Annotated in this window: 19 protein-coding genes; 1 reads left to right on the top strand and 18 read right to left on the bottom strand. The window is 48.5% G+C overall.

What is annotated here, in order from left to right:
- Positions 1-84: 84 nt before the first annotated feature.
- A complete protein-coding gene (clpP, locus tag C0638_RS06790; RefSeq protein WP_013368815.1) occupies positions 85-681 on the top strand; it encodes an ATP-dependent Clp endopeptidase proteolytic subunit ClpP in 597 nt (198 codons plus the stop codon).
- Positions 682-793: 112 nt separating this feature from the next.
- Here the strand turns inward: clpP and C0638_RS06795 are convergent, their stop codons facing one another.
- The 18 genes from C0638_RS06795 to C0638_RS06880 form a co-directional block, all read right to left on the bottom strand.
- The gene (locus tag C0638_RS06795; RefSeq protein WP_102163401.1) at positions 794-1903 is read right to left on the bottom strand and encodes a PdaC/SigV domain-containing protein; all 1110 of its coding nucleotides are present in this window, start codon (positions 1901-1903) and stop codon (positions 794-796) included.
- A gap of 237 nt (positions 1904-2140) precedes the next feature.
- Complete coding sequence (locus tag C0638_RS06800) at positions 2141-2896, bottom strand: SIMPL domain-containing protein (RefSeq protein ID WP_040102396.1); 756 nt, start codon at positions 2894-2896, stop codon at positions 2141-2143.
- Positions 2897-3169: 273 nt separating this feature from the next.
- Positions 3170-3439 carry an HPr family phosphocarrier protein gene (locus C0638_RS06805; RefSeq protein ID WP_013368811.1) on the bottom strand — a complete coding sequence of 90 codons (270 nt, stop codon included), beginning with the start codon at positions 3437-3439 and terminating at the stop codon, positions 3170-3172.
- A 135-nt stretch (positions 3440-3574) separates the two neighbouring features.
- Positions 3575-4519 carry a DNA-binding protein WhiA gene (gene whiA / locus C0638_RS06810; RefSeq protein WP_102163403.1) on the bottom strand — a complete coding sequence of 315 codons (945 nt, stop codon included), beginning with the start codon at positions 4517-4519 and terminating at the stop codon, positions 3575-3577.
- A 5-nt stretch (positions 4520-4524) separates the two neighbouring features.
- Positions 4525-5511 carry a gluconeogenesis factor YvcK family protein gene (locus C0638_RS06815; protein WP_102163405.1) on the bottom strand — a complete coding sequence of 329 codons (987 nt, stop codon included), beginning with the start codon at positions 5509-5511 and terminating at the stop codon, positions 4525-4527.
- Between the two features lie 12 nt (positions 5512-5523).
- A complete protein-coding gene (gene rapZ / locus C0638_RS06820; protein ID WP_013368808.1) occupies positions 5524-6423 on the bottom strand; it encodes an RNase adapter RapZ in 900 nt (299 codons plus the stop codon).
- Between the two features lie 63 nt (positions 6424-6486).
- The gene (locus tag C0638_RS06825) at positions 6487-7437 is read right to left on the bottom strand and encodes an ROK family glucokinase (protein WP_013368807.1); all 951 of its coding nucleotides are present in this window, start codon (positions 7435-7437) and stop codon (positions 6487-6489) included.
- Positions 7438-7843: 406 nt separating this feature from the next.
- Positions 7844-8797 carry a thioredoxin-disulfide reductase gene (gene trxB, locus C0638_RS06830; RefSeq protein ID WP_013368806.1) on the bottom strand — a complete coding sequence of 318 codons (954 nt, stop codon included), beginning with the start codon at positions 8795-8797 and terminating at the stop codon, positions 7844-7846.
- Positions 8798-8836: 39 nt separating this feature from the next.
- Positions 8837-10606, bottom strand: coding sequence for a tetratricopeptide repeat protein (locus C0638_RS06835; protein WP_090737412.1), 1770 nt, complete (start codon positions 10604-10606; stop codon positions 8837-8839).
- 224 nt (positions 10607-10830) lie between these two features.
- Positions 10831-11655: a histidinol-phosphatase HisJ gene (hisJ, locus tag C0638_RS06840; protein ID WP_058711443.1), complete on the bottom strand. Its 825-nt coding sequence runs from the start codon at positions 11653-11655 to the stop codon at positions 10831-10833.
- A 35-nt stretch (positions 11656-11690) separates the two neighbouring features.
- On the bottom strand, positions 11691-12431 hold the full coding sequence (gene hisIE / locus C0638_RS06845) for a bifunctional phosphoribosyl-AMP cyclohydrolase/phosphoribosyl-ATP diphosphatase HisIE (RefSeq protein ID WP_058711444.1): 741 nt from the start codon (positions 12429-12431) through the stop codon (positions 11691-11693).
- Positions 12428-13186, bottom strand: coding sequence for an imidazole glycerol phosphate synthase subunit HisF (gene hisF / locus C0638_RS06850; protein ID WP_058711445.1), 759 nt, complete (start codon positions 13184-13186; stop codon positions 12428-12430). Before hisF ends, hisIE begins: the two co-directional genes overlap by 4 nt.
- Before the next feature lie 11 nt (positions 13187-13197).
- Complete coding sequence (hisA, locus tag C0638_RS06855; protein ID WP_058711446.1) at positions 13198-13929, bottom strand: 1-(5-phosphoribosyl)-5-[(5-phosphoribosylamino)methylideneamino]imidazole-4-carboxamide isomerase; 732 nt, start codon at positions 13927-13929, stop codon at positions 13198-13200.
- A gap of 91 nt (positions 13930-14020) precedes the next feature.
- Positions 14021-14650, bottom strand: a complete 630-nt coding sequence (hisH, locus tag C0638_RS06860; protein ID WP_058711447.1) for an imidazole glycerol phosphate synthase subunit HisH — start codon at positions 14648-14650, stop codon at positions 14021-14023.
- 3 nt (positions 14651-14653) lie between these two features.
- Entirely contained in the window at positions 14654-15262 is a 609-nt protein-coding gene (gene hisB, locus C0638_RS06865) for an imidazoleglycerol-phosphate dehydratase HisB (RefSeq protein WP_040103805.1), read from the bottom strand.
- On the bottom strand, positions 15246-16559 hold the full coding sequence (gene hisD, locus C0638_RS06870) for a histidinol dehydrogenase (RefSeq protein ID WP_040102404.1): 1314 nt from the start codon (positions 16557-16559) through the stop codon (positions 15246-15248). Before hisD ends, hisB begins: the two co-directional genes overlap by 17 nt.
- Positions 16560-16622: 63 nt before the next feature.
- Positions 16623-17267 (bottom strand): ATP phosphoribosyltransferase, encoded by a 645-nt coding sequence (hisG, locus tag C0638_RS06875; RefSeq protein WP_013368797.1) that lies wholly within the window; start codon positions 17265-17267, stop codon positions 16623-16625.
- Positions 17264-18469 carry an ATP phosphoribosyltransferase regulatory subunit gene (locus tag C0638_RS06880; protein WP_013368796.1) on the bottom strand — a complete coding sequence of 402 codons (1206 nt, stop codon included), beginning with the start codon at positions 18467-18469 and terminating at the stop codon, positions 17264-17266. The genes hisG and C0638_RS06880 overlap by 4 nt, the downstream gene beginning before the upstream one ends.
- Between the last annotated feature and the right edge of the window lie 57 nt (positions 18470-18526).

Below are 18526 nucleotides of genomic sequence, written 5' to 3' on the forward strand. Positions count from 1 at the left end.
AATACGGTAACAGTTTATAAATAGGGATGTGTAATCGGCATATCCACCAAATCCACTAACGATATTTAAGGGAGGTTTTTTGACGTGAGCTATGTTCCTATGGTAGTAGAACAAAGTAACCGCGGCGAACGCGCCTATGACATTTATTCCAGACTGTTGAAGGATCGCATTATTTTGTTGGGCTCGGACGTCAATGACGTTGTAGCCAACTCAATTATTGCACAAATGCTGTTTTTGGCTGCTGAAGATCCTGAAAAAGACATTCACTTGTATATTAACAGTCCTGGCGGTTCCATCACAGCTGGTATGGCCATTTTCGATACGATGCAATACATTAAACCTGACGTATCTACCATTTGTGTAGGTATGGCTGCTTCCATGGGTGCTTTCTTGCTGAATGCAGGTGCCAAAGGCAAACGTTTTGCCTTGCCAAACAGTGAAATTATGATTCACCAACCACTGGGTGGTGCACAAGGACAGGCAACGGATATCGAAATTCGCGCCCGTCGCATTCTGAAAATGCGTGACAAATTGAACCGCATTCTCGCAGATCGCACAGGTCAACCACTGGAACGCATCGAAAAAGACACAGACCGTGACTATTTCATGTCCGCTGATGATGCCAAAGAATACGGTATTATTGATAAAGTGTTAACTAGCTCCTCTCCAGAAGGTGTATAAGAAAACTTATTTACCTCGGATAGCTGGTAAATCAAAAAGGCTGCCTCGGATATTCGTATCCAGTAGGCAGCCTTTTTGATTTGCTATTTTTTTAAAATATAGGTCATCCAAATTATTGATTTTGTCCCGCAAAAGGCTTTCCGCCCTGAGGCAGCAGTTGAGCGAACGAGTAAGTAAACTCCGGAATTCCATACGCGTATGGAGCATAATCATACAAATCAAACACGATGGTTACTCCACTGTTGGTCACATAAAAATTCTGATCTGCGGCCAACTCTTTAAATTTTTCAAAACCTTCGCCAGCCTGGAGCGCATCAATTTTTTTCTTCAAATCAGCATTCAAAAACTTTTTATAGTTCGGATTTGCCTTCAATACGTCAGACAATTGCAGCAGCTTGCCATCAGCGAGCGAGAACGTGTATCCTTTACGCGCCGTCATACCGTGTGCGCCACCTGTATACGAGTAGTCCTGCATAATCACACTTAGAATACCGTCCTTGTTATAGGCAATTGCAAAATCATTCTCGAAATCATACGGTCTTTCTGCTGTAACCTCTCCCTCTGCCACCATCTTTTTGCCTGCTGCCAATACTGTCTCTGCATGCTTTTTTAGCACATTATTAATGGTCTGTTGAGCCTCAGGATTCAGCTGGCTGCCGCTGATTTGTGGATACTTAATCTTATAAGATACCTTTGCATTGCTCGAAGCTGGAAGCGTCTGAGATGCAATTGTGATTGGATTTAGCTGGCTTTTACTCAATGTTACGGTTTTCTGAGCTGCATTCCACTGAGCATCGATACCCAGATAGTCTTTCAGCAGACTCATAGGGATGTATAACTTCCCGGCGACCATTTTGGCATCCATGCTACGCGTGTTGATTCCGTTCACATTGACATAGGCATCCGAGGAGGAGACCACGATATAGAGCTTGTTGTACCCACTCCCCACTGTATATGTCCCTTCTTTGGTGTCATAGCTCACCGGAATTCCCAAGCTGTCACGCAGTGCTGCCACTGGAATCATGGTGTTCCCGTTCACTTGAATACCTTTAGCGGCCAACGTTTTACCATTCCATTGGATGGCGATCCCTGGTTGCTGTGTTGTCGCTTGCTGCTGTTTGGTCGATGCTGCCCCAATATAGGAAACGGGAATAACCGCAACCCCTGCTAAAATTCCCGCTGCCAGCAATGCTGAGCCCCATTTTTTTGTATGTTTGTTCATCGTAAGTATTCCTCCTATTGCAAATCTGTATAATCTATGTGTTTTGATCACTTTTCTTATTATATCTATACCCTATTGTATGTAGTTTACAATCTGTACACTCCCTGATTTCAATCTGTACACCTAACAGCCATTAGCTATGACAGACTCATTACAAAATGGTTTCAATAGACAAAAGAAGCCAACAAGTCATCCTGCAATGTTGCAGGCGCTTGCGGCTCCGCTTAATGGTCTATACTAGTTCATCTCATATTGGGCAGACACTTGGACTTTCACCGTTACTTGACCCGACTGTATCTCTGTTCCGCCACTCATATCCATGAGCGCTTTGGACATGGCATTCTCACGTTGTGTGTAAACCTGAGCTTCCCCGCCATCTACTGTAACATTCACCAGAGCTCCTAACCCGCGTTTAGCTGATTTTGCTACGGCACTGGCTTTGGATTGAGCATTATCCAACGCCTTTGCAATGGCTGCTTCCTCATAAGCGGAAGGATTCTCTACGGAAAACTGTATATTATCTACGTTGTTTGCCCCGGAATTTGTAGCCTCATCCAACAGTTGACCAATTTTGTCCAAATTGCGGTATTTCACTGAAAGTGTATGGTTGGCCATGTAGCCTTTGAGCTTTTGTCCTTCTTTCTCGTTATAGGTATAGTTAGGCTGTACAGAGAACTGGCTTGTCTGAATATCGTCTGCACTAATGCTCCATTTTTCTTTTAACAGCTGTGTGACCTTGTTTATTTTCGCAGCATTGGCTTTTTGAGCAGCAGCAGCGGTGTTTCCTTCCGATTGCACACCAATAGAGAGATAAGCGATATCTGGCTTAGCCATTATTTCACCACTTCCACTCACGTTAATTACACCATTCGCCGTCGTCGCCGTTGCTGCATAAGCGCGATCAGCTCCCGTCCACAGCCCTCCTGCTATTCCCCCAGCTAATAATGCTCCTGCAAGAATTGCTGTGCTTACTGTTTTTGTCCAAACTCTCATTGTAGTCAGCCTCTTTCTTGAAAATGTTTGTACCTTCCAGACGGAAAAAACGGGAAAAGGTTGCAGTCAAGCGGTATAAATTTCCGAAACAGAGCATTACCCAGGGGTTTTAACTATTTGTAGCTTGGACTTAACGCGGTCGCTATATTCAAATAAATATACATAAATAGCTTAATGGCGGGGCTGGTTGAATGCTTTTTTCTGGATACAAAAAAAAGCCCCCGAGGGGGCTTTCACTAAGAGCATACATCATATCACAAAGCAAATGTTCGTTTATTGATTTTCCAGCTCTACCTTACTAACCAGACTTACTAAAGCGTTTACAGCCTGTTCGGCGTCCGCACCTTCAGCACTAATATTGATTTCAGTACCTGTACTGATGGCGAGGCTCATAATACCCATGATGCTCTTGGCATTAACCTTTTTGTCTTCTTTTTCCACAAAAATTTCAGATGAATATTTATTCGCTTCCTGTACGAACAACGCAGCAGGTCTGGCGTGCAGTCCTGTTTTCAAGCGTACGACTACTGGATGTTTTGACATGTCAGCTTACCCCCTCATCAAATAAATCTGGACGCTATTTACTCCATTTTATTTATCACATTATAACATTAACCCGGGACAGACACTAGAAAAAAAACTAAAAAAACCGGTTCTAAAAGCCCCACAGACCCTCTTTTACGGAATTAGGCCGTTTTCCCCCCTGATTTTGTCAGCCATCTCATCAATTTTGCGAAGTCGATGATTTACACCCGATTTACTCACGACCCCTTTGAGCATTTCCCCGACTTCTTTTAAATTCAAATCGGGATGAGCGAGCCGAACTTCTGCCACTTCACGCAGTTTATCTGGCAAGGTCTCCAAACCAACTTCCCTCTCCAGCAACTTAATATTCTCAATTTGCCGGACAGCAGCTCCGATCGTCTTGTTCAAATTAGCTGTTTCGCAATTAACAATACGGTTTACGGAATTGCGCATATCGCGCATGATACGTACATCTTCAAATTTGAACAAGGCTTGGTGCGCCCCAATGATACTGAGCAGCTCAATGATCTTCTCGCCTTCCTTGATGTAAAGGATAAAGCCTTTTTTTCGCTCAATACAGCGGGCATTGAGATGAAACTCATTAGCGAGGTCAACTAGCGCCTGACAATGCTCCTCATACATCGAAGAAATTTCAAGGTGGTAAGACGATCCCTCTGGATTATTTACAGAGCCACCTGCCATAAAGGCACCCCGCAGATAAGCCCGCTTACAACAGTTTTTCCGAATGATATCCCGATTAATCCCGTCAGTGAACAAGAAACCTTCTGAGACAATATAAAGCTCCTTTAGCAGCTCTTGTACACCATTAGGAATACGGACAATATACACATTATTTTTTTTCAAGCGCATTTTTTTCCGTACAAGCAGTTCGATGTGAAGTTGAAAATGCTTTTTGATTAAGGAGTAAATCCGCCTTGCAATCGCGGCATTTTCTGTGGACACGTCCAATATCACCCTTTTATTCGACAGTTGTACGGATCCGAGCATACGTATGAGCGCAGACAGTTCCGCTTTTTCACAGCAGGGCTGGCTTTCAATCATCGTAAGCTCTTTTTTCGTTTGTGCCGCAAAGGACAAGGGACTCACCTCCTTCTTAACATCCAGTTTTGTACCAATTGGTAAATATGCTGGCTCAGTTTGTCGGCGTCATGCCGTAAATACGTGCGGAACAGAACTAACGTATCTGCCACTACTTTATATCCTCGATCAGCCAGCTCGCCCATGTCTACTTGAACAGGCTTAGCTCCCTGCTCGGCATACATTTCCTGTACTTGGGGTGGAATTTCTCCGTTATTTACAATGACATAGTCGAACAGATGATGCCCTACATGCTCATAGATCGCTTGCAGGTGATCTCCCACTGTATAGCCATCGGTTTCCCCCGGCTGGGTCATCACGTTGCAGACAAATATTTTGATAGCATCTGATTTCACCACAGCCTCAGCAAGTTTCGGTACAAGCAAATTCGGTAAAATGCTGGTATATAGACTGCCGGGACCAATTAGAATCGCATCGGCTTCATTAATGGCTTCCACAGCCTCAGGCAACGGCTCCACGTGAGTCGGTTCAAGAAAAACACGTTTGATTCGTCCGCCCGCTTCTGGGATTTTGGACTCCCCGGTGATCACCGTACCATCCTCCATCTCGGCGCCGAGCACAACGCCTTCTTCAGCCGCCGGCAGTACACGCCCTCGGACAGCAAATACACGGCTAAGCTCACGCACCGCCGTTACAAAATCCCCCGATATATCAGTCATCGCTGCTAAGATCAAATTCCCCAAGCTATGGCCTGACAACCCTGATCCAGCACCGAAACGGTATTTTAGCATATCTGACATTACTGGTTCCACGTCAGCCAAGGCAGTCAGCACATTGCGGATATCCCCTGGAGGGGGCATCTGCAGCTCACTGCGCAATATCCCGGAGCTTCCGCCATCGTCAGCGACTGTAACAATAGCCGTAATATCCAGCGGCTTTTGCTTCAAGCCCCGCAGCATGACGGACAAGCCGGTTCCGCCGCCCATAACAACAATACGTGGGCGCTCCCGTTGTGATCCGGTCTCTTTCATGATTTCACCTCATTAATGCCGGTCCCGATCAGCATCCCGATGCGAAACAGAAACGGATTCTGTCTCGCTGGCACCCAGCATTTTTCCTAAATACTCCGATATTGCAACTGAACGATGCTTACCTCCAGTACAGCCAATACCGATAATGACCTGGCTTTTACCTTCTTTGCGATACTGCGGAATCAAAAAGTGCAACATATCCAGCAACTTGGTCAGGAACGCCTGAGTCTCCGGCCACTTCATGACATAATCATATACATCGCTATCCTGTCCCGTGTGTGGACGTAGCTGGTCCACATAGTGGGGATTAGGCAGGAAGCGCACATCGAATACAAGATCGGCATCAATGGGAATACCATATTTGAAGCCAAAAGAAGTAATATTCACGGACAGCATACTGCTCTCCAGATGAGAAAATCTCGAAATAATCCTCGCCTTTAAGGTTGCGGGCTTCATCGTACTTGTATCAATAACCTGTGTAGCGGAGCTTTTGAGCTCCTCCAACATCTTACGCTCCAAACGAATCCCATCCAAAGGCATACCATCTGGAGCAAGCGGATGCCGTCGACGGCTTTCTTTGTACCGCTGTACGAGAACACCGTCATTCGCATTCAAGAATAAAATTTCACAATGAATCGTAAAATGATCTTTAATATAATTAAGCGATTCCGACAAGGCGGTGAAAAATTCTCGTCCGCGTAAATCAATGACAAGAGCCACTTTGCCTATTTTACCGTTAGACTGCTCAATCAACTCGGCAAATTTGGGAATCAGCACAGGGGGCAGATTATCAACACAGAAGAAGCCCAAGTCTTCAAGGCTCTGCACCGCAATGGTCTTCCCTGCGCCTGACATCCCCGTAATAATAATGAGCGTTGCCCACGGCGCAGCATTTTTTAGATTGTCTGTCATATGGACTTCCCTCTCCTTTTGCTTCTTCGCTCTATGCCAGTACCCCTATCATCAACCTGTGGATTAGGAGCGTAGCAGCAACCCTGCAGCCCCTACGATACCCGCGTCATTGCCTAACACTGCTGGTACGATATATACACCTTTTTGAAGCGGTTCAGGAGCCAGCTTGGCGTATACGCGACGCATCTCTTCAAACAAAAAGTCGCCTGCTTTAGAAACACCGCCGCCTATAATAAACAATTCTGGATTGAGCACAGCGGCAACAGCTGCCATCGATTTCCCCAAATAAAAGGCAGCCCGGTTCACGATACGCAGTGCGACTTCATCCCCGGCTTTAGCAGCATCGAATACTTCCTTAGCAGCAATGTGATCTTCCAGCGCCAGAGAGGTCCGGTCGCCACGTTCCACAGCATCCTTGGCCATACGAATGATGCCTGTTGCGGAAGATACAGTTTCCAAGCAACCCATTTTGCCGCATCCACACTGAATAGCCTCCAGATCAGGCACGACGCTGATATGGCCAATTTCCCCAGCCATGCCCGAAGAACCTTGATATATTTTACCGTTTATAATAATACCGCCACCTACGCCTGTTCCCAGGGTATAGCATACGCAGTTTTCAATGCCTTTGCCTGCACCAGCCCAAGCCTCACCCAGCGCAGCAACATTCGCATCATTGTCTATTTTCACAGGCTTGCCAATCCGGTTCTCTAGGAGCGCACGGATCGGTACGTCACGAAAGCCAATATTAGGAGCGAGGACAATAATACCATCACGAACATTCGTAAAACCTGCAACGCCTGCACCGACACCCTTTAGTTGATCCCACTCATAAGGAGATTCCTCAACAATGTGCCGCACATATTTTTCGATATTACCAATGACAACGTCTACACCTTTATCGGTTTCGGTTGGTCCCTCATATGTGTGCAAAAGCTGTCCGTTTTCATTACAAATGCCGACTTTAATCGCGGTACCGCCCAAATCGACACCTACATAGATACTTTCAGACATGTTCCAAGCCACCTTTTATGTTTACTTAAAAATCTGGTATGAAATATAGCTTAAAATTCCTGCCTCATAATAGTAATCCTACGTTCCAACTATAATTGAAGCCCCCGTTACGGTCAAGGACACTTGCCTGTTGAAAAATGTACGATTAGCTGAACTTTTAACCTCATGCCTCCATAAGAAAAACATTTATTGACGTACTTTCAAGAAAGCCAGACCACGCTTAACGGAATTTTTCCTTGCGATTAAAGAATTGTTCAGCTCCGCTGGAAATTTATAAATTCTATAATCATAAAAAGGAGAAAGCCTGTGCAAATGCACCAGGCTTTCTCTTCCTGAACAAACAACGGGGCTTAACAGAGGGCCCTTAGCCCCTCACATTAGCCACTTTGTGTATTATAGACACCCTTTATTGATCCAGTGTTTCGCTCCAGTCGTGGACAGCGCTGCCTTCAAGATACTTCTCGCAATCCATAGCCGCCATACAGCCCGTTCCCGCAGCCGTAATGGCTTGTCGATAACGGTTATCCTGCACGTCCCCACAGGCAAAAACACCCGGGATATTCGTTTCCGTCGTGCCTGGCTTCACTTCAATATAGCCGTGTTCATCGGTATGGATCTGTCCGTTCAGGAAGCCTGTGTTTGGTGTATGACCAATCGCTACAAACACGCCATCTGCCTCTATTAGCTCATCCTGGTTGGTCTCATTATTGTGAACTTTCAAGCCCTTCAAGCCAGTTTCTCCCGTCACAACTTCCAGAGGAGTCCGGTTTAATGCCCAATGTACTTTTTCATTTTCGCGTGCGCGATCTTGCATAATTTTAGATGCCCGCAATTCGTCACGACGATGGACCAAGGTTACACTGGAAGCAAAACGGGTCAAGAAGCTCGCTTCCTCCATGGCTGAATCGCCACCGCCGACCACGATAATCTTTTTCCCACGGAAAAAGAAGCCGTCGCAAGTTGCGCATGTGCTAACTCCGCGACCTACATTGTCCTGCTCACCTGGAATGCCGAGGTATTTGGCGGACGCACCTGTAGCAATAATAACCGACTCCGCCTCAATGATGCCTTTACCCTCTACCTTCACTTTAAAAGGGCGCTTGCTGAAATCGACTTCCTCTACCCAACCGGAAGTAAACTCAGCGCCAAAACGTTCGGCCTGCTTGCGCATGTTATCCATCAGCTCAGGTCCGAGGATACCTTGCTCAAAACCCGGGAAATTTTCAATTTCAGTCGTTGTGGTAAGCTGCCCACCGGGCTGCATTCCTTCAATGATCAGCGGATTCATGTTGGCGCGTGCCAAATAAATAGCGGCTGTGTAGCCTGCAGGACCTGTACCAATAATTATGGATTTATACATACGTTTGTTGCCTCCTTTAAGTGATGTTTGGAGCAGGTCTCAGACCTGCTTTTTAAACGTGGAGAGCGGCTGCTTCAGCTTCTGTTTGATACCACACACGCTGTCAATTTGACGTGCGTAGCGGCTTACGGTCGATACGGAAATACCATAGCGGTCAGCTACTTCCTGATAGGTGACTGAATGATGATGCATTTTGGCTGTCAAATATTCCAGCGCAGCTGCCCATCCCTCAGTATGCTGAACCATCGGGACTTCTGGAGCAAGCCGATCCAGATACTCCTGCCAAAGTGATCTCAAATCATGCTGCATGGCCGGATCAGATGATTTGCTCATGACGGTCAGTACCTTGTCCAGCACGGCCTGCCATTGTGGATCAACTGACGAAGCAGAGCTATCACCTTCGGTTGTATGCGGATCTTTCTCAGCCTCCAACCGCTCAGGATGCTCCGTAACCGCGTGTGTATTCTGTACTTCCTGCTCTGCCAGCTCTTGCAATACTTGCAGAGCACGGCGTTTGAGTTCACTCTCCTGATCCGGGTCTTCTACGAAGGACTCCAGCGCCTGACGCACCTCATCGTCACCGATCAGGCTTAACGCCTGAATGACCTGAAGCTGAGTCGCCCGGTCTCCGTGGCGCAAGGCCCAAAAGAAAGATGACCGGATTAGCGGGTCCTTCTTCATACTGTCAGGCACCTGCTCAGCACCAAACTTCTCCCACATGCGGAATTGCTCCTCAAACGGGAGATGATAGTGATAGCTGAGCACTTGCAGCGGTGTACCTTCCTGCTGAAGCTCTTCCAATCTGGACAGGAAAAATCTTGGAACCTCCGAGGAAGCATCCTGCTTTTGCAAATGACTCCATAACCGCCGAGCTTCCGCATATCTTCCTGTATTGCTGGCAGCTACCGCTGTGTAATGGTACAAAGAAGCGTCCGCATTGTTCTCTCCATTGCCATGAAGCAACCTGCGAAAATGTCTGTAGGCCTCCTCATGACGTCCGAGAATCCCCATAGTGGTCGCCAGCTTGAATACCTGCTCTTCCTGAAACGGTATCGTGACCGCCAAGGTTTGAACCAGACGATCCAATTCCGGGCCGCCGCCTTCGTGCTGATAAAAAATCGCCAAGTTGCACAATGCGTGTAAATTACCTGGCTCATCCTCCAACACTTGAATAATGGTAGCCTTAGCATTTTGGAACAATCCCATGTAGTAATACGCTAGCGCCAGATTATTCCGCGCAGCGAACATGTCTGGTTGCTCCTCCGAAATTTGCTTGAGCAGTTGGGCTGCCTGAGCAAATTTCCCTTCCTCCAGCAGAACACGGGCCTGATCATGCTCAACCACTCCCTGCCGGGCCTTAATGCGGTTCAGCTTCGTCGGACGGTCCAGCTCATAATAGAGCAGCTCCATCATTTCCTCGGCTTCATCAAGAAACTGGCCTTCTTCGTCCTCCTCCAGGTACGTGACCAATGCTTTTTCCGCTTCTTCAAACTGCTCCATATTAGCGTAATTATTCGCCATATAGAAATAACATTCTGTCATCGACGAGTCTACGTCACTCAGAACAGAGGACAGGATCTCATTCGAACCTGCATAATCCCCCATCTCTGATAATATACCCGCCATATTGCAATGATTCACCGGATTATCCGGTTCATATTCAACGGCTTTGCGAAAATATTTCAATGCCTTGTCATAATGATTGCGATCAAGCGAGCGCACAGCTTTCTCAAAAAAGAAAGATGCGTCGAAACGCAAAGCAATAATCTTAGGGCTAGGTTCCGAAACTCGCAGATGTTTCCCTTTCATAAATAACCAAGGCACCTCCTTTAAAAGTAACTGGCATGTTCATACCCTTCAGTATACCACAACTTCAAAACGACTTGACAGTCGATCCTGCCTTATTCCAAAAATCGGTTCCGTACTCATCCCCCGATAGATACATATACAAAAATACGCAAAATAGCCGAGCGCATTTTCCCTGTATGAAAGGCGCGTTCGGCTAGCAACTAGATATAACATTTAATATATTATTATAACGTCAGCGGAACCTGCGAACGTTCACGTTGCTCAAATACAGCAAGCTCGCGATAGCCAACCTCATGTAAAAGCGCACGCGCCTTCTCCAGATGCTCAGTCAGCTTCGCTGGATCATGGGCATCCGAGCCGATGGTCAACGGGATACCTAGCGTGAAAGCTTGCTCCAGCATGCGGCGACTCGGAAACATTTCGGCACAGGGCTTGGAAAGCCCTGATGCATTGAGTTCCATTGCCCGACCGCTGCGGGCTACGGCTGAGAGTGCGGAGCGCTCCAATTCACGCAGCTCCTCCTCTTCCGCTGGTTTCGGATGATAGCCGAAGCGCTTAATGACATCCAAATGACCCATGATGTCATACAACCCCGTAGCGGCCGCCTTGGAAACCGCATCATAATATGTGCGGTACACCTCTAGCACATTTTTACCTTCCCAATGGTGAACCTGACGGAAGTCGGTGACATCCCACTCACCGAGAAAGTGGACGGAACCAATCACATAATCCCATGGGTATGCATGGACGATATCTTCGATTTCGCGTTCCCAGCCCTCGATATAGTCGCCTTCCAAACCAACACGAATATCAATTTGCCCCTTATAACGCTCCTTCAGATCCAAGCATTCTTCCACGTATCGGGGCAGCTCATCCATAGGCATCGCCATTTCTGGATAATAGTTGGCTGGTTCTACATGCAGCAGCGGCATATGATCGGATAAGCCGAGCTGATCCAGCCCCAGCCGGATCCCCTGCTGCACATACTCCTCCAGACTTCCTATCGCATGCCCGCAGCGGGAATGATGCGTATGATAGTCAATTTTCATGCGGCTTCCCCCTTTCAAATCCTGCAACAGCCGTTCTAATCACGACGAGGACGTTCATGACGGCGATTCAGCTCAGCCAGCACGTCATCGAGTGGTAGCTTGCGCTCCTGCAACAGCACCAGCAGGTGATAAATCAGGTCGCTGACCTCCAGGCGTAGCTCCTCATTATCTTTATTTTTGGCTGCAATGATGGTCTCGGATGCTTCTTCGCCAACCTTCTTCAGGATTTTGTCTACACCTTTATCAAAAAGATAGGTCGTGTAGGCTCCTTCAGGACGCGTCTCCTCGCGTTCCTTAATAATTGCTTCCAATTGGGCAAGCACCTCAAAGCGGCCTTCTGAAGCAATGGGAATAGCATCGGTACGAGTTACCGACACTTGAGCTCCTGCTTTTCCTGCCACAGGTGTTACAGCTGTTCCTGGCACGGAAATATCACGAGAAAAGCAACTCGTTGCGCCTGTATGACAGGCCGGACCGCTCGGAATGACACGCACCAATAGAGCATCGCCGTCACAATCCAGCTGGATGGAGGAGATCTTTTGCGTATTCCCAGAAGTTGCTCCTTTGTGCCACAGCTCCTGTCTGGAACGTGACCAGAACCAGGTCTCTCCTGACTCCAAAGACCGTTTCAGCGACTCGCGGTTCATATAGGCCAGCGTCAACACCTGAAGTGTAGCATCATCCTGCACAATCGCCGAGACAAGCCCCGCCTCGTTCCAGCGGACATTATCCAGTAGCTGCTCCAGTGATAGCTGTTGGTTCAATTCGTTGCTCATCGTATCTCCACTCCTCTGCGCTTCAAATCCCGTTTCAGCTCAGGGATTCCGATTTCTTTATAGTGAAAAATCGTTGCTGCTAATCCAGCATCCGCCTTACCTGACGTAAACACGTCATAGAAATGTTCCTGTTTGCCTGCTCCGCCGGAAGCAATAACTGGAATCCCTACGGTATCCGAAACCGCGGAAGTCAGCGGCAGGTCAAAGCCATCCTTAGTTCCGTCTGCATTCATGCTGGTCAGCAGAATCTCACCGGCCCCCAGATGCTCTGCTTCCTGGGCCCAGGCCAAGGCGCGAATACCCGATGGCGTGCGGCCTCCGTGCGTGTATACTTCCCATTCGCCCCACACCTCATTGTACTTGGCATCGATGGCAACAACGATACATTGTGAACCAAAGCTGCGCGCACCTTCCGCGATCAGCTGAGGGTTGCGGACAGCCGCCGTATTTACGCCGATTTTATCAGCACCGGCACGCAAAATGCGTTTCATATCATCGACATGAGATATCCCGCCACCTACGGTGAAAGGAATAGCAATTTCTCCGGCTGTCTGTCGAACTACTTCTTCCATCGTGGCACGACCTTCAACCGAAGCGGAAATATCCAGAAATACGATTTCGTCCGCCCCTTCCCGGTCATAAAGCGCAGCCAGCTCCACCGGGTCACCTGCATCGCGCAAGTTCACAAAATTAACGCCCTTAACCACTCTGCCATCCTTTACATCCAGACAGGGAATAATACGTTTAGCCAGCATGCCTACTCCCCCTATGCCTTTGCTACAGCTTGTACGGCAACCTGTAAATCAATGCTCCCTGTATACAATGCTTTACCCACAATAGCTCCGCCCACGCCTTCTTTCGCATAGGTGCTCAGTGTGATTAGATCATCCATCTTGCTGACACCGCCGGATGCAATCACGGTTCGTCCACTGCTTTTGGCAAGCGCTGCAATAGCCTCTACATTCGGGCCCTGCATCATGCCGTCGCGAGAAATGTCTGTAAAAATAAATGTTTCAGCTCCCTTGGAGGCCAGTTCAGCAGCCAATTCATCTGCTCGAACCTCCGAGGTTTCGAGCCATCCACGCGTAGCCACATAGCCATTTCGCGCATCTAGACCGATGGCGATCCGATCACCGTAGGTACCCAATACCGCTTCCGTAAAAGCACGATTCTCAATAGCTGCCGTGCCCAAAATCACTCGGCTCACGCCCAGCGACAACAGCCGCTCCACATGCTCAAGCGTACGTAAGCCACCGCCCACTTGTACAGGTACTTGCACCGCAGAAGCAATCCGTCCAATGAGCGCATCATTCACCGGTTGACCTACTTTGGCACCGTCCAAATCAACCAAATGAATGTAGGAGCCGCCCAAGCGCTCCCATTCTCGTGCTATTTCCACCGGATTTTCGTTGTATATTGTCTCCTGGTTATAATCACCTTGTACCAGTCGTACACATTTGCCATCGCGAATATCAATCGCCGGGTATATCGTGAACAAAGTATGACCCCCTTATGAACTAATCAACAGCTATATACCTTCACACCATCAACGCCCAAATTTGAGCCTACTAACACAAACGCTCAAGTAGTTATGCTCGCTCTTCCGCTTCCGCCAACTCCAAAAACTGACGAAGCAGACGCATCCCCATTTCTCCGCTTTTCTCCGGATGGAACTGCATACCGTATACATAGCCTCTGCCAACAATAGCCGTTACAGGTCCACCATAGTCGGTTACTGCCAGCAGGTCACTTTCGATCTCCGGCTTTGCATGATAGGAATGCACAAAATACACATGCCCTTCCTCCAAGCCCTGCAATAACGGGTGCTCTGGCTGGGTGATATGCAGACGATTCCAGCCCATATGTGGCACTTTAACGCCCAGATCAGGAGCAAACCGAACGACCTCGCCTGGTAATATATTAAGTCCTTCGTGACTGCCGTATTCTTCACCACGAGTGAACAATAGCTGCATTCCCAAACAAACACCGAGCAGCGGTTGTCCAGCACTTGCAACCTCCTGAATAACCCGATCCAATCCGCTGGAACGCAGATGTTCCATCGCGTCCCCGAAAGCCCCTACACCCGGCAAAATTACACCGCTAGAGGTACGAATCACTTGAGCATCTCCTGTCACTACAGCCTCATAGCCAAGGCGCTCAACCGCTCTGCTCACACTATGCAGATTCCCTCTGCCGTAATCCACAATGGCAATGGACATGGACTACAGCACTCCCTTCGTTGAAGGCACTCCTGTCACGCGCGGATCAATGGAGGTCGCCTCATCCAAAGCACGCCCCAGCGCTTTGAACACCGCCTCAATCATATGGTGGGTATTTTGCCCGTAGTGAACAATGACGTGCAGCGTCATGCGAGCCTCCAATGCAAATTTCCATAGAAATTCATGCACCAGCTCTGTCGAGAAGCTGCCTACCTGCTGAGACGGGTACTCTGCACGATACTCAAAATGAGGTCGATTGCTCAGATCAATAATAACCTGCGCGAGTGCCTCATCCATCGGTACAAAGACGCTGGCATAGCGCTTGATACCTTTTTTATCACCCAATGCTTCCAGCAAGGTTTGCCCCAGACAGATACCAATGTCCTCGACGGTATGATGATCGTCAATGTCCACATCCCCTCTGGCCTGTACATTTAGATCAAATTGTCCGTGCTTGGTGAACAAATCCAGCATGTGATTCAGAAAAGGAACATCCGTTTCAATCTCGGCCTGCCCTGTCCCGTCTACTGCAAATGACAGCTGAATGTCTGTTTCGTTCGTTTTCCGGCTGACACTGCCTGTACGCTCTGCTTTGTTATTTTCGTTCCCCATCGCCATCCACCGCCTTCTTCTCATTGTCCAATCGAACTTGTATCGCCCGTGCGTGGCCTTCCAGCCCCTCATGCCGGGCAAGCTGCATAATGGTCTCTCCATTGCGGAGCAGTGCTTCCTTGCTGTAATAGATCATACTCGACTTCTTGATAAAATCATCAATATCCACTGGCGAAGAAAAGCGTGCTGTTCCATTCGTCGGAATGATGTGATTAGGTCCGGCAAAATAATCGCCTACCGGCTCTGAGCTGTACGCTCCCAGAAAAATAGCTCCCGCATTTTCAATCAGCCCCATATGCTCCATCGGCTGCTCTGTCATGATCTCCAAATGCTCTGGCGCAAGCCGGTTGACAATACCGATGCCCTCTTCCAAATTGTCAACGACAATGATGGCCCCGTATGCCTCCACCGATGCAGCAGCGATATCTCTGCGCGGCAACACCGCCAATTGGCACTGTACCTCGGCTGATACTTCTTCGGCCAAGCGTTGCGAAGGCGTAACCAGAATGGCTGAGGCCATTTCGTCATGTTCCGCCTGTGAAAGTAGGTCGGCCGCTACATAAGAGGGATTCGCCGTGTCGTCTGCCAATACGACAATTTCACTCGGTCCCGCAATACTGTCGATATCCACTGCACCGTATACCTCTCGCTTCGCCAGCGCTACATAAATGTTGCCGGGACCGCAAATTTTATCAACCGGTTCAATACTATGTGTCCCGTATGCAAGAGAGGCAATAGCCTGCGCTCCGCCAACCCTGTATATTTCCGTTACACCAGCCTCTGCCGCAGCTACCAGTGTATAGGGGTCGATCCCTGCCTTGCCGCCTGTCGCCGGGGGTGTCACCATGACGATCTCCGGTACTCCAGCCACTTGAGCTGGAATAACATTCATCAATACCGAGGAGGGATAGGCAGCTTTACCACCTGGAACATACACGCCTACACGTTTCAAGGGTCGGATGATTTGACCAAGCAAGCTACCATCTGATTGTAAATCTATCCATGAGTTACGCTTTTGCTTGGTATGAAAAGCGCGAATATGAGCGGCCGCTTCTCGAATCGCCTGTATAAATGAAGGCTCTACCTTATCATAGGCCAACTTTAATTCTCCATCTGTCACACGAAGCTGCTCCGCTGTCAGCGATACACCGTCAAACATTTCTGTATACCGCAGGACAGCCTCATCTCCCTCTTGGCGTACCGATTGAATAATCGTACGCACAGCCTCGTTTTGCTCAGGTGTTCCGTAATCTACCTCTCGTTGGAGATTGAAATCACGGGCTGCTACGATCTTCATTTGCTCATTCCCCCTTACCTGCTGCTTGCTTGCAGAATGCTCCTTAACCGTTGCTCCGTTCCTTTAACCCTTCGGTACTACTTCAGTTGGAATCACCTGATGCAATCGATCACACAATGCCTGAATCGGACCATTTTTCATCCGATAACTGACCCGGTTGGCAATCAAACGACTGGTAATATCCAGTATGCTAATCTGCTCAACCAATCCGTTCTCCCGCAAGGTCTGCCCCGTCTCCACCATATCTACAATGCGATCTGCCAGACCAATTAACGGCGCCAGCTCGATGGAACCATTCAGCTTAATGACCTCCACCTGCTGACCTTGCTCCCGAAAATACTGGGAAGCCACATTTGGATATTTGGTTGCGACCCGCTGACGAATACCTGGTTGCCAATCGGGTAAAGCAATCACCGACATCCGGCAACGGGCAATCCCCAGATCCAGCAGCTCATATACATCCTTGTTTTCTTCCAGCAAAACATCCTTACCTACAATGCCGATGTCAGCTGCACCGTACTCCACATACGTAGGAACATCCACGGGCTTCGCCATAATAAATTCCATCCCCAGTTCAGGCAATGGAATGACCAGCTTGCGGGTTTCGTCCACATCCAGTGGAATTGGAACCCCTGCCTGGCGAAACAACTTGGAAGCCTGCTTATAAATCCGTCCCTTCGGCATGGCTACCTTCAATGTTTCCGTCATGGCAATTCCCTCCTTTGTACTGGCTGTCTTCCTTCAGCTGTATAGCTGTATACCTCTGCGTACAGATCCTGCTGCTCACGACGTCGATCTTCCGGCCCCCCCGTGAGTCCTGTCACCACATTAAGCCCCTCTGCACGTAGCTGTGCCGCTGCAGATAACGCCTCTCGACGTTCCTGCTCGTCATAACGAATAAGTACAGGACGCTTCGTCTCAATTGCAATACCATCCACACCATCGACGATTCGGTTCGTCTTCAATGCGAATCCCGTTGCTGGTACAGATCGCCCAAACTGCTGAAGCAGATTGTCATAACGACCTCCGTTGCATACCGGGAACCCGATTTCCGCTGCATAGCCCTCAAAAGTCATTCCTGTATAATATGAAAAATCCCCGATCATGGTAAGGTCAATTAACACATGCTCAGATACGCCGTACGCCTCCAGGACTTCCCACACCTCGCACAAATGTGCAATGGTTTGAAGCGTCTGCTGCTCCACACTAAGGCGAGTAGCCTGTTCGCAAATTTCCTTCCCGCCACGCAGCCGAAGAATGGCCTCCAGCTTATCGCGATGCTCGGGCGCCAAACCTAAAGCTTCAATCGCCGTTCGGTAGCCCACTACATCACGATTGAGCAACAGTTCTTTTAGCGCCTGCTGTTCAGCCTGGCGACCTGGAATGATCTCCTCAAATAACCCGTTCAGGAATCCCACATGTCCCATGGCAATTTTAAAAGAGGTAACACCCGCTGCCTGCAATGATGCAATGGCCAATGCTACCACTTCTGCATCAGCCTCAGGCGAGTCATCCCCTACCAGCTCCACGCCTGTTTGAAAAAACTCTGCCTCTCTTCCTGCCTCTTCCTCAATCGCTCGAAATACATTGGCGTGATAGGAAAGGCGAAGCGGTACTTCCTCTTCCTTTAGCAACGAAGATACCACCCGTGCAATTGGAGCAGTCATATCAGAACGAAGTACCAACGTAGTCCCTCGGTTGTTGAGCAATTTAAACAGCTTCCGATCAGAAGTAGAGCTAGCTACTCCTACCGTATCGTAGTATTCCATCGTAGGCGTCATAATCTGACGGTAACCCCAACGTTCCATACAAGCGAGTACATTCAGTTCAATGGCCCGCAGCTTCGACACTGCACGTGGAAGGTAATCCCGAACCCCTATAGGAATCTCGAATCCTTTTGGCTTAGACATCTCTATCACCTCATGATTTCAATATCTTTATCATGGTAAAGTGCTAACAAACTAAAG

Origin of the sequence: Paenibacillus sp. lzh-N1, from assembly GCF_002872435.1 — a bacterium.
Taxonomy (GTDB): Bacteria; Bacillota; Bacilli; order Paenibacillales; family Paenibacillaceae; genus Paenibacillus; species Paenibacillus polymyxa_C.

Bases quoted from the DNA above. Each gene is read 5' to 3' on its own strand.
- hisH (WP_058711447.1), bottom strand. From the start codon at position 14,650: ATGTCCATTGCCATTGTGGATTACGGCAGAGGGAATCTGCATAGTGTG.
- hisJ (WP_058711443.1), bottom strand. From the start codon at position 11,655: ATGAAAATTGACTATCATACGCATCATTCCCGCTGCGGGCATGCGATA.
- rapZ (WP_013368808.1), bottom strand. From the start codon at position 6,423: ATGACAGACAATCTAAAAAATGCTGCGCCGTGGGCAACGCTCATTATT.
- C0638_RS06795 (WP_102163401.1), bottom strand. From the start codon at position 1,903: ATGAACAAACATACAAAAAAATGGGGCTCAGCATTGCTGGCAGCGGGA.
- hisF (WP_058711445.1), bottom strand. From the start codon at position 13,186: ATGCTGGCTAAACGTATTATTCCCTGTCTGGATGTAAAGGATGGCAGA.
- C0638_RS06805 (WP_013368811.1), bottom strand. From the start codon at position 3,439: ATGTCAAAACATCCAGTAGTCGTACGCTTGAAAACAGGACTGCACGCC.
- C0638_RS06800 (WP_040102396.1), bottom strand. From the start codon at position 2,896: ATGAGAGTTTGGACAAAAACAGTAAGCACAGCAATTCTTGCAGGAGCA.
- C0638_RS06815 (WP_102163405.1), bottom strand. From the start codon at position 5,511: ATGAAAGAGACCGGATCACAACGGGAGCGCCCACGTATTGTTGTTATG.
- trxB (WP_013368806.1), bottom strand. From the start codon at position 8,797: ATGTATAAATCCATAATTATTGGTACAGGTCCTGCAGGCTACACAGCC.
- C0638_RS06825 (WP_013368807.1), bottom strand. From the start codon at position 7,437: ATGTCTGAAAGTATCTATGTAGGTGTCGATTTGGGCGGTACCGCGATT.
- C0638_RS06835 (WP_090737412.1), bottom strand. From the start codon at position 10,606: ATGAAAGGGAAACATCTGCGAGTTTCGGAACCTAGCCCTAAGATTATT.
- hisD (WP_040102404.1), bottom strand. From the start codon at position 16,559: ATGAAGATCGTAGCAGCCCGTGATTTCAATCTCCAACGAGAGGTAGAT.
- hisB (WP_040103805.1), bottom strand. From the start codon at position 15,262: ATGGGGAACGAAAATAACAAAGCAGAGCGTACAGGCAGTGTCAGCCGG.
- hisIE (WP_058711444.1), bottom strand. From the start codon at position 12,431: ATGAGCAACGAATTGAACCAACAGCTATCACTGGAGCAGCTACTGGAT.
- C0638_RS06880 (WP_013368796.1), bottom strand. From the start codon at position 18,469: ATGTCTAAGCCAAAAGGATTCGAGATTCCTATAGGGGTTCGGGATTAC.
- hisG (WP_013368797.1), bottom strand. From the start codon at position 17,267: ATGACGGAAACATTGAAGGTAGCCATGCCGAAGGGACGGATTTATAAG.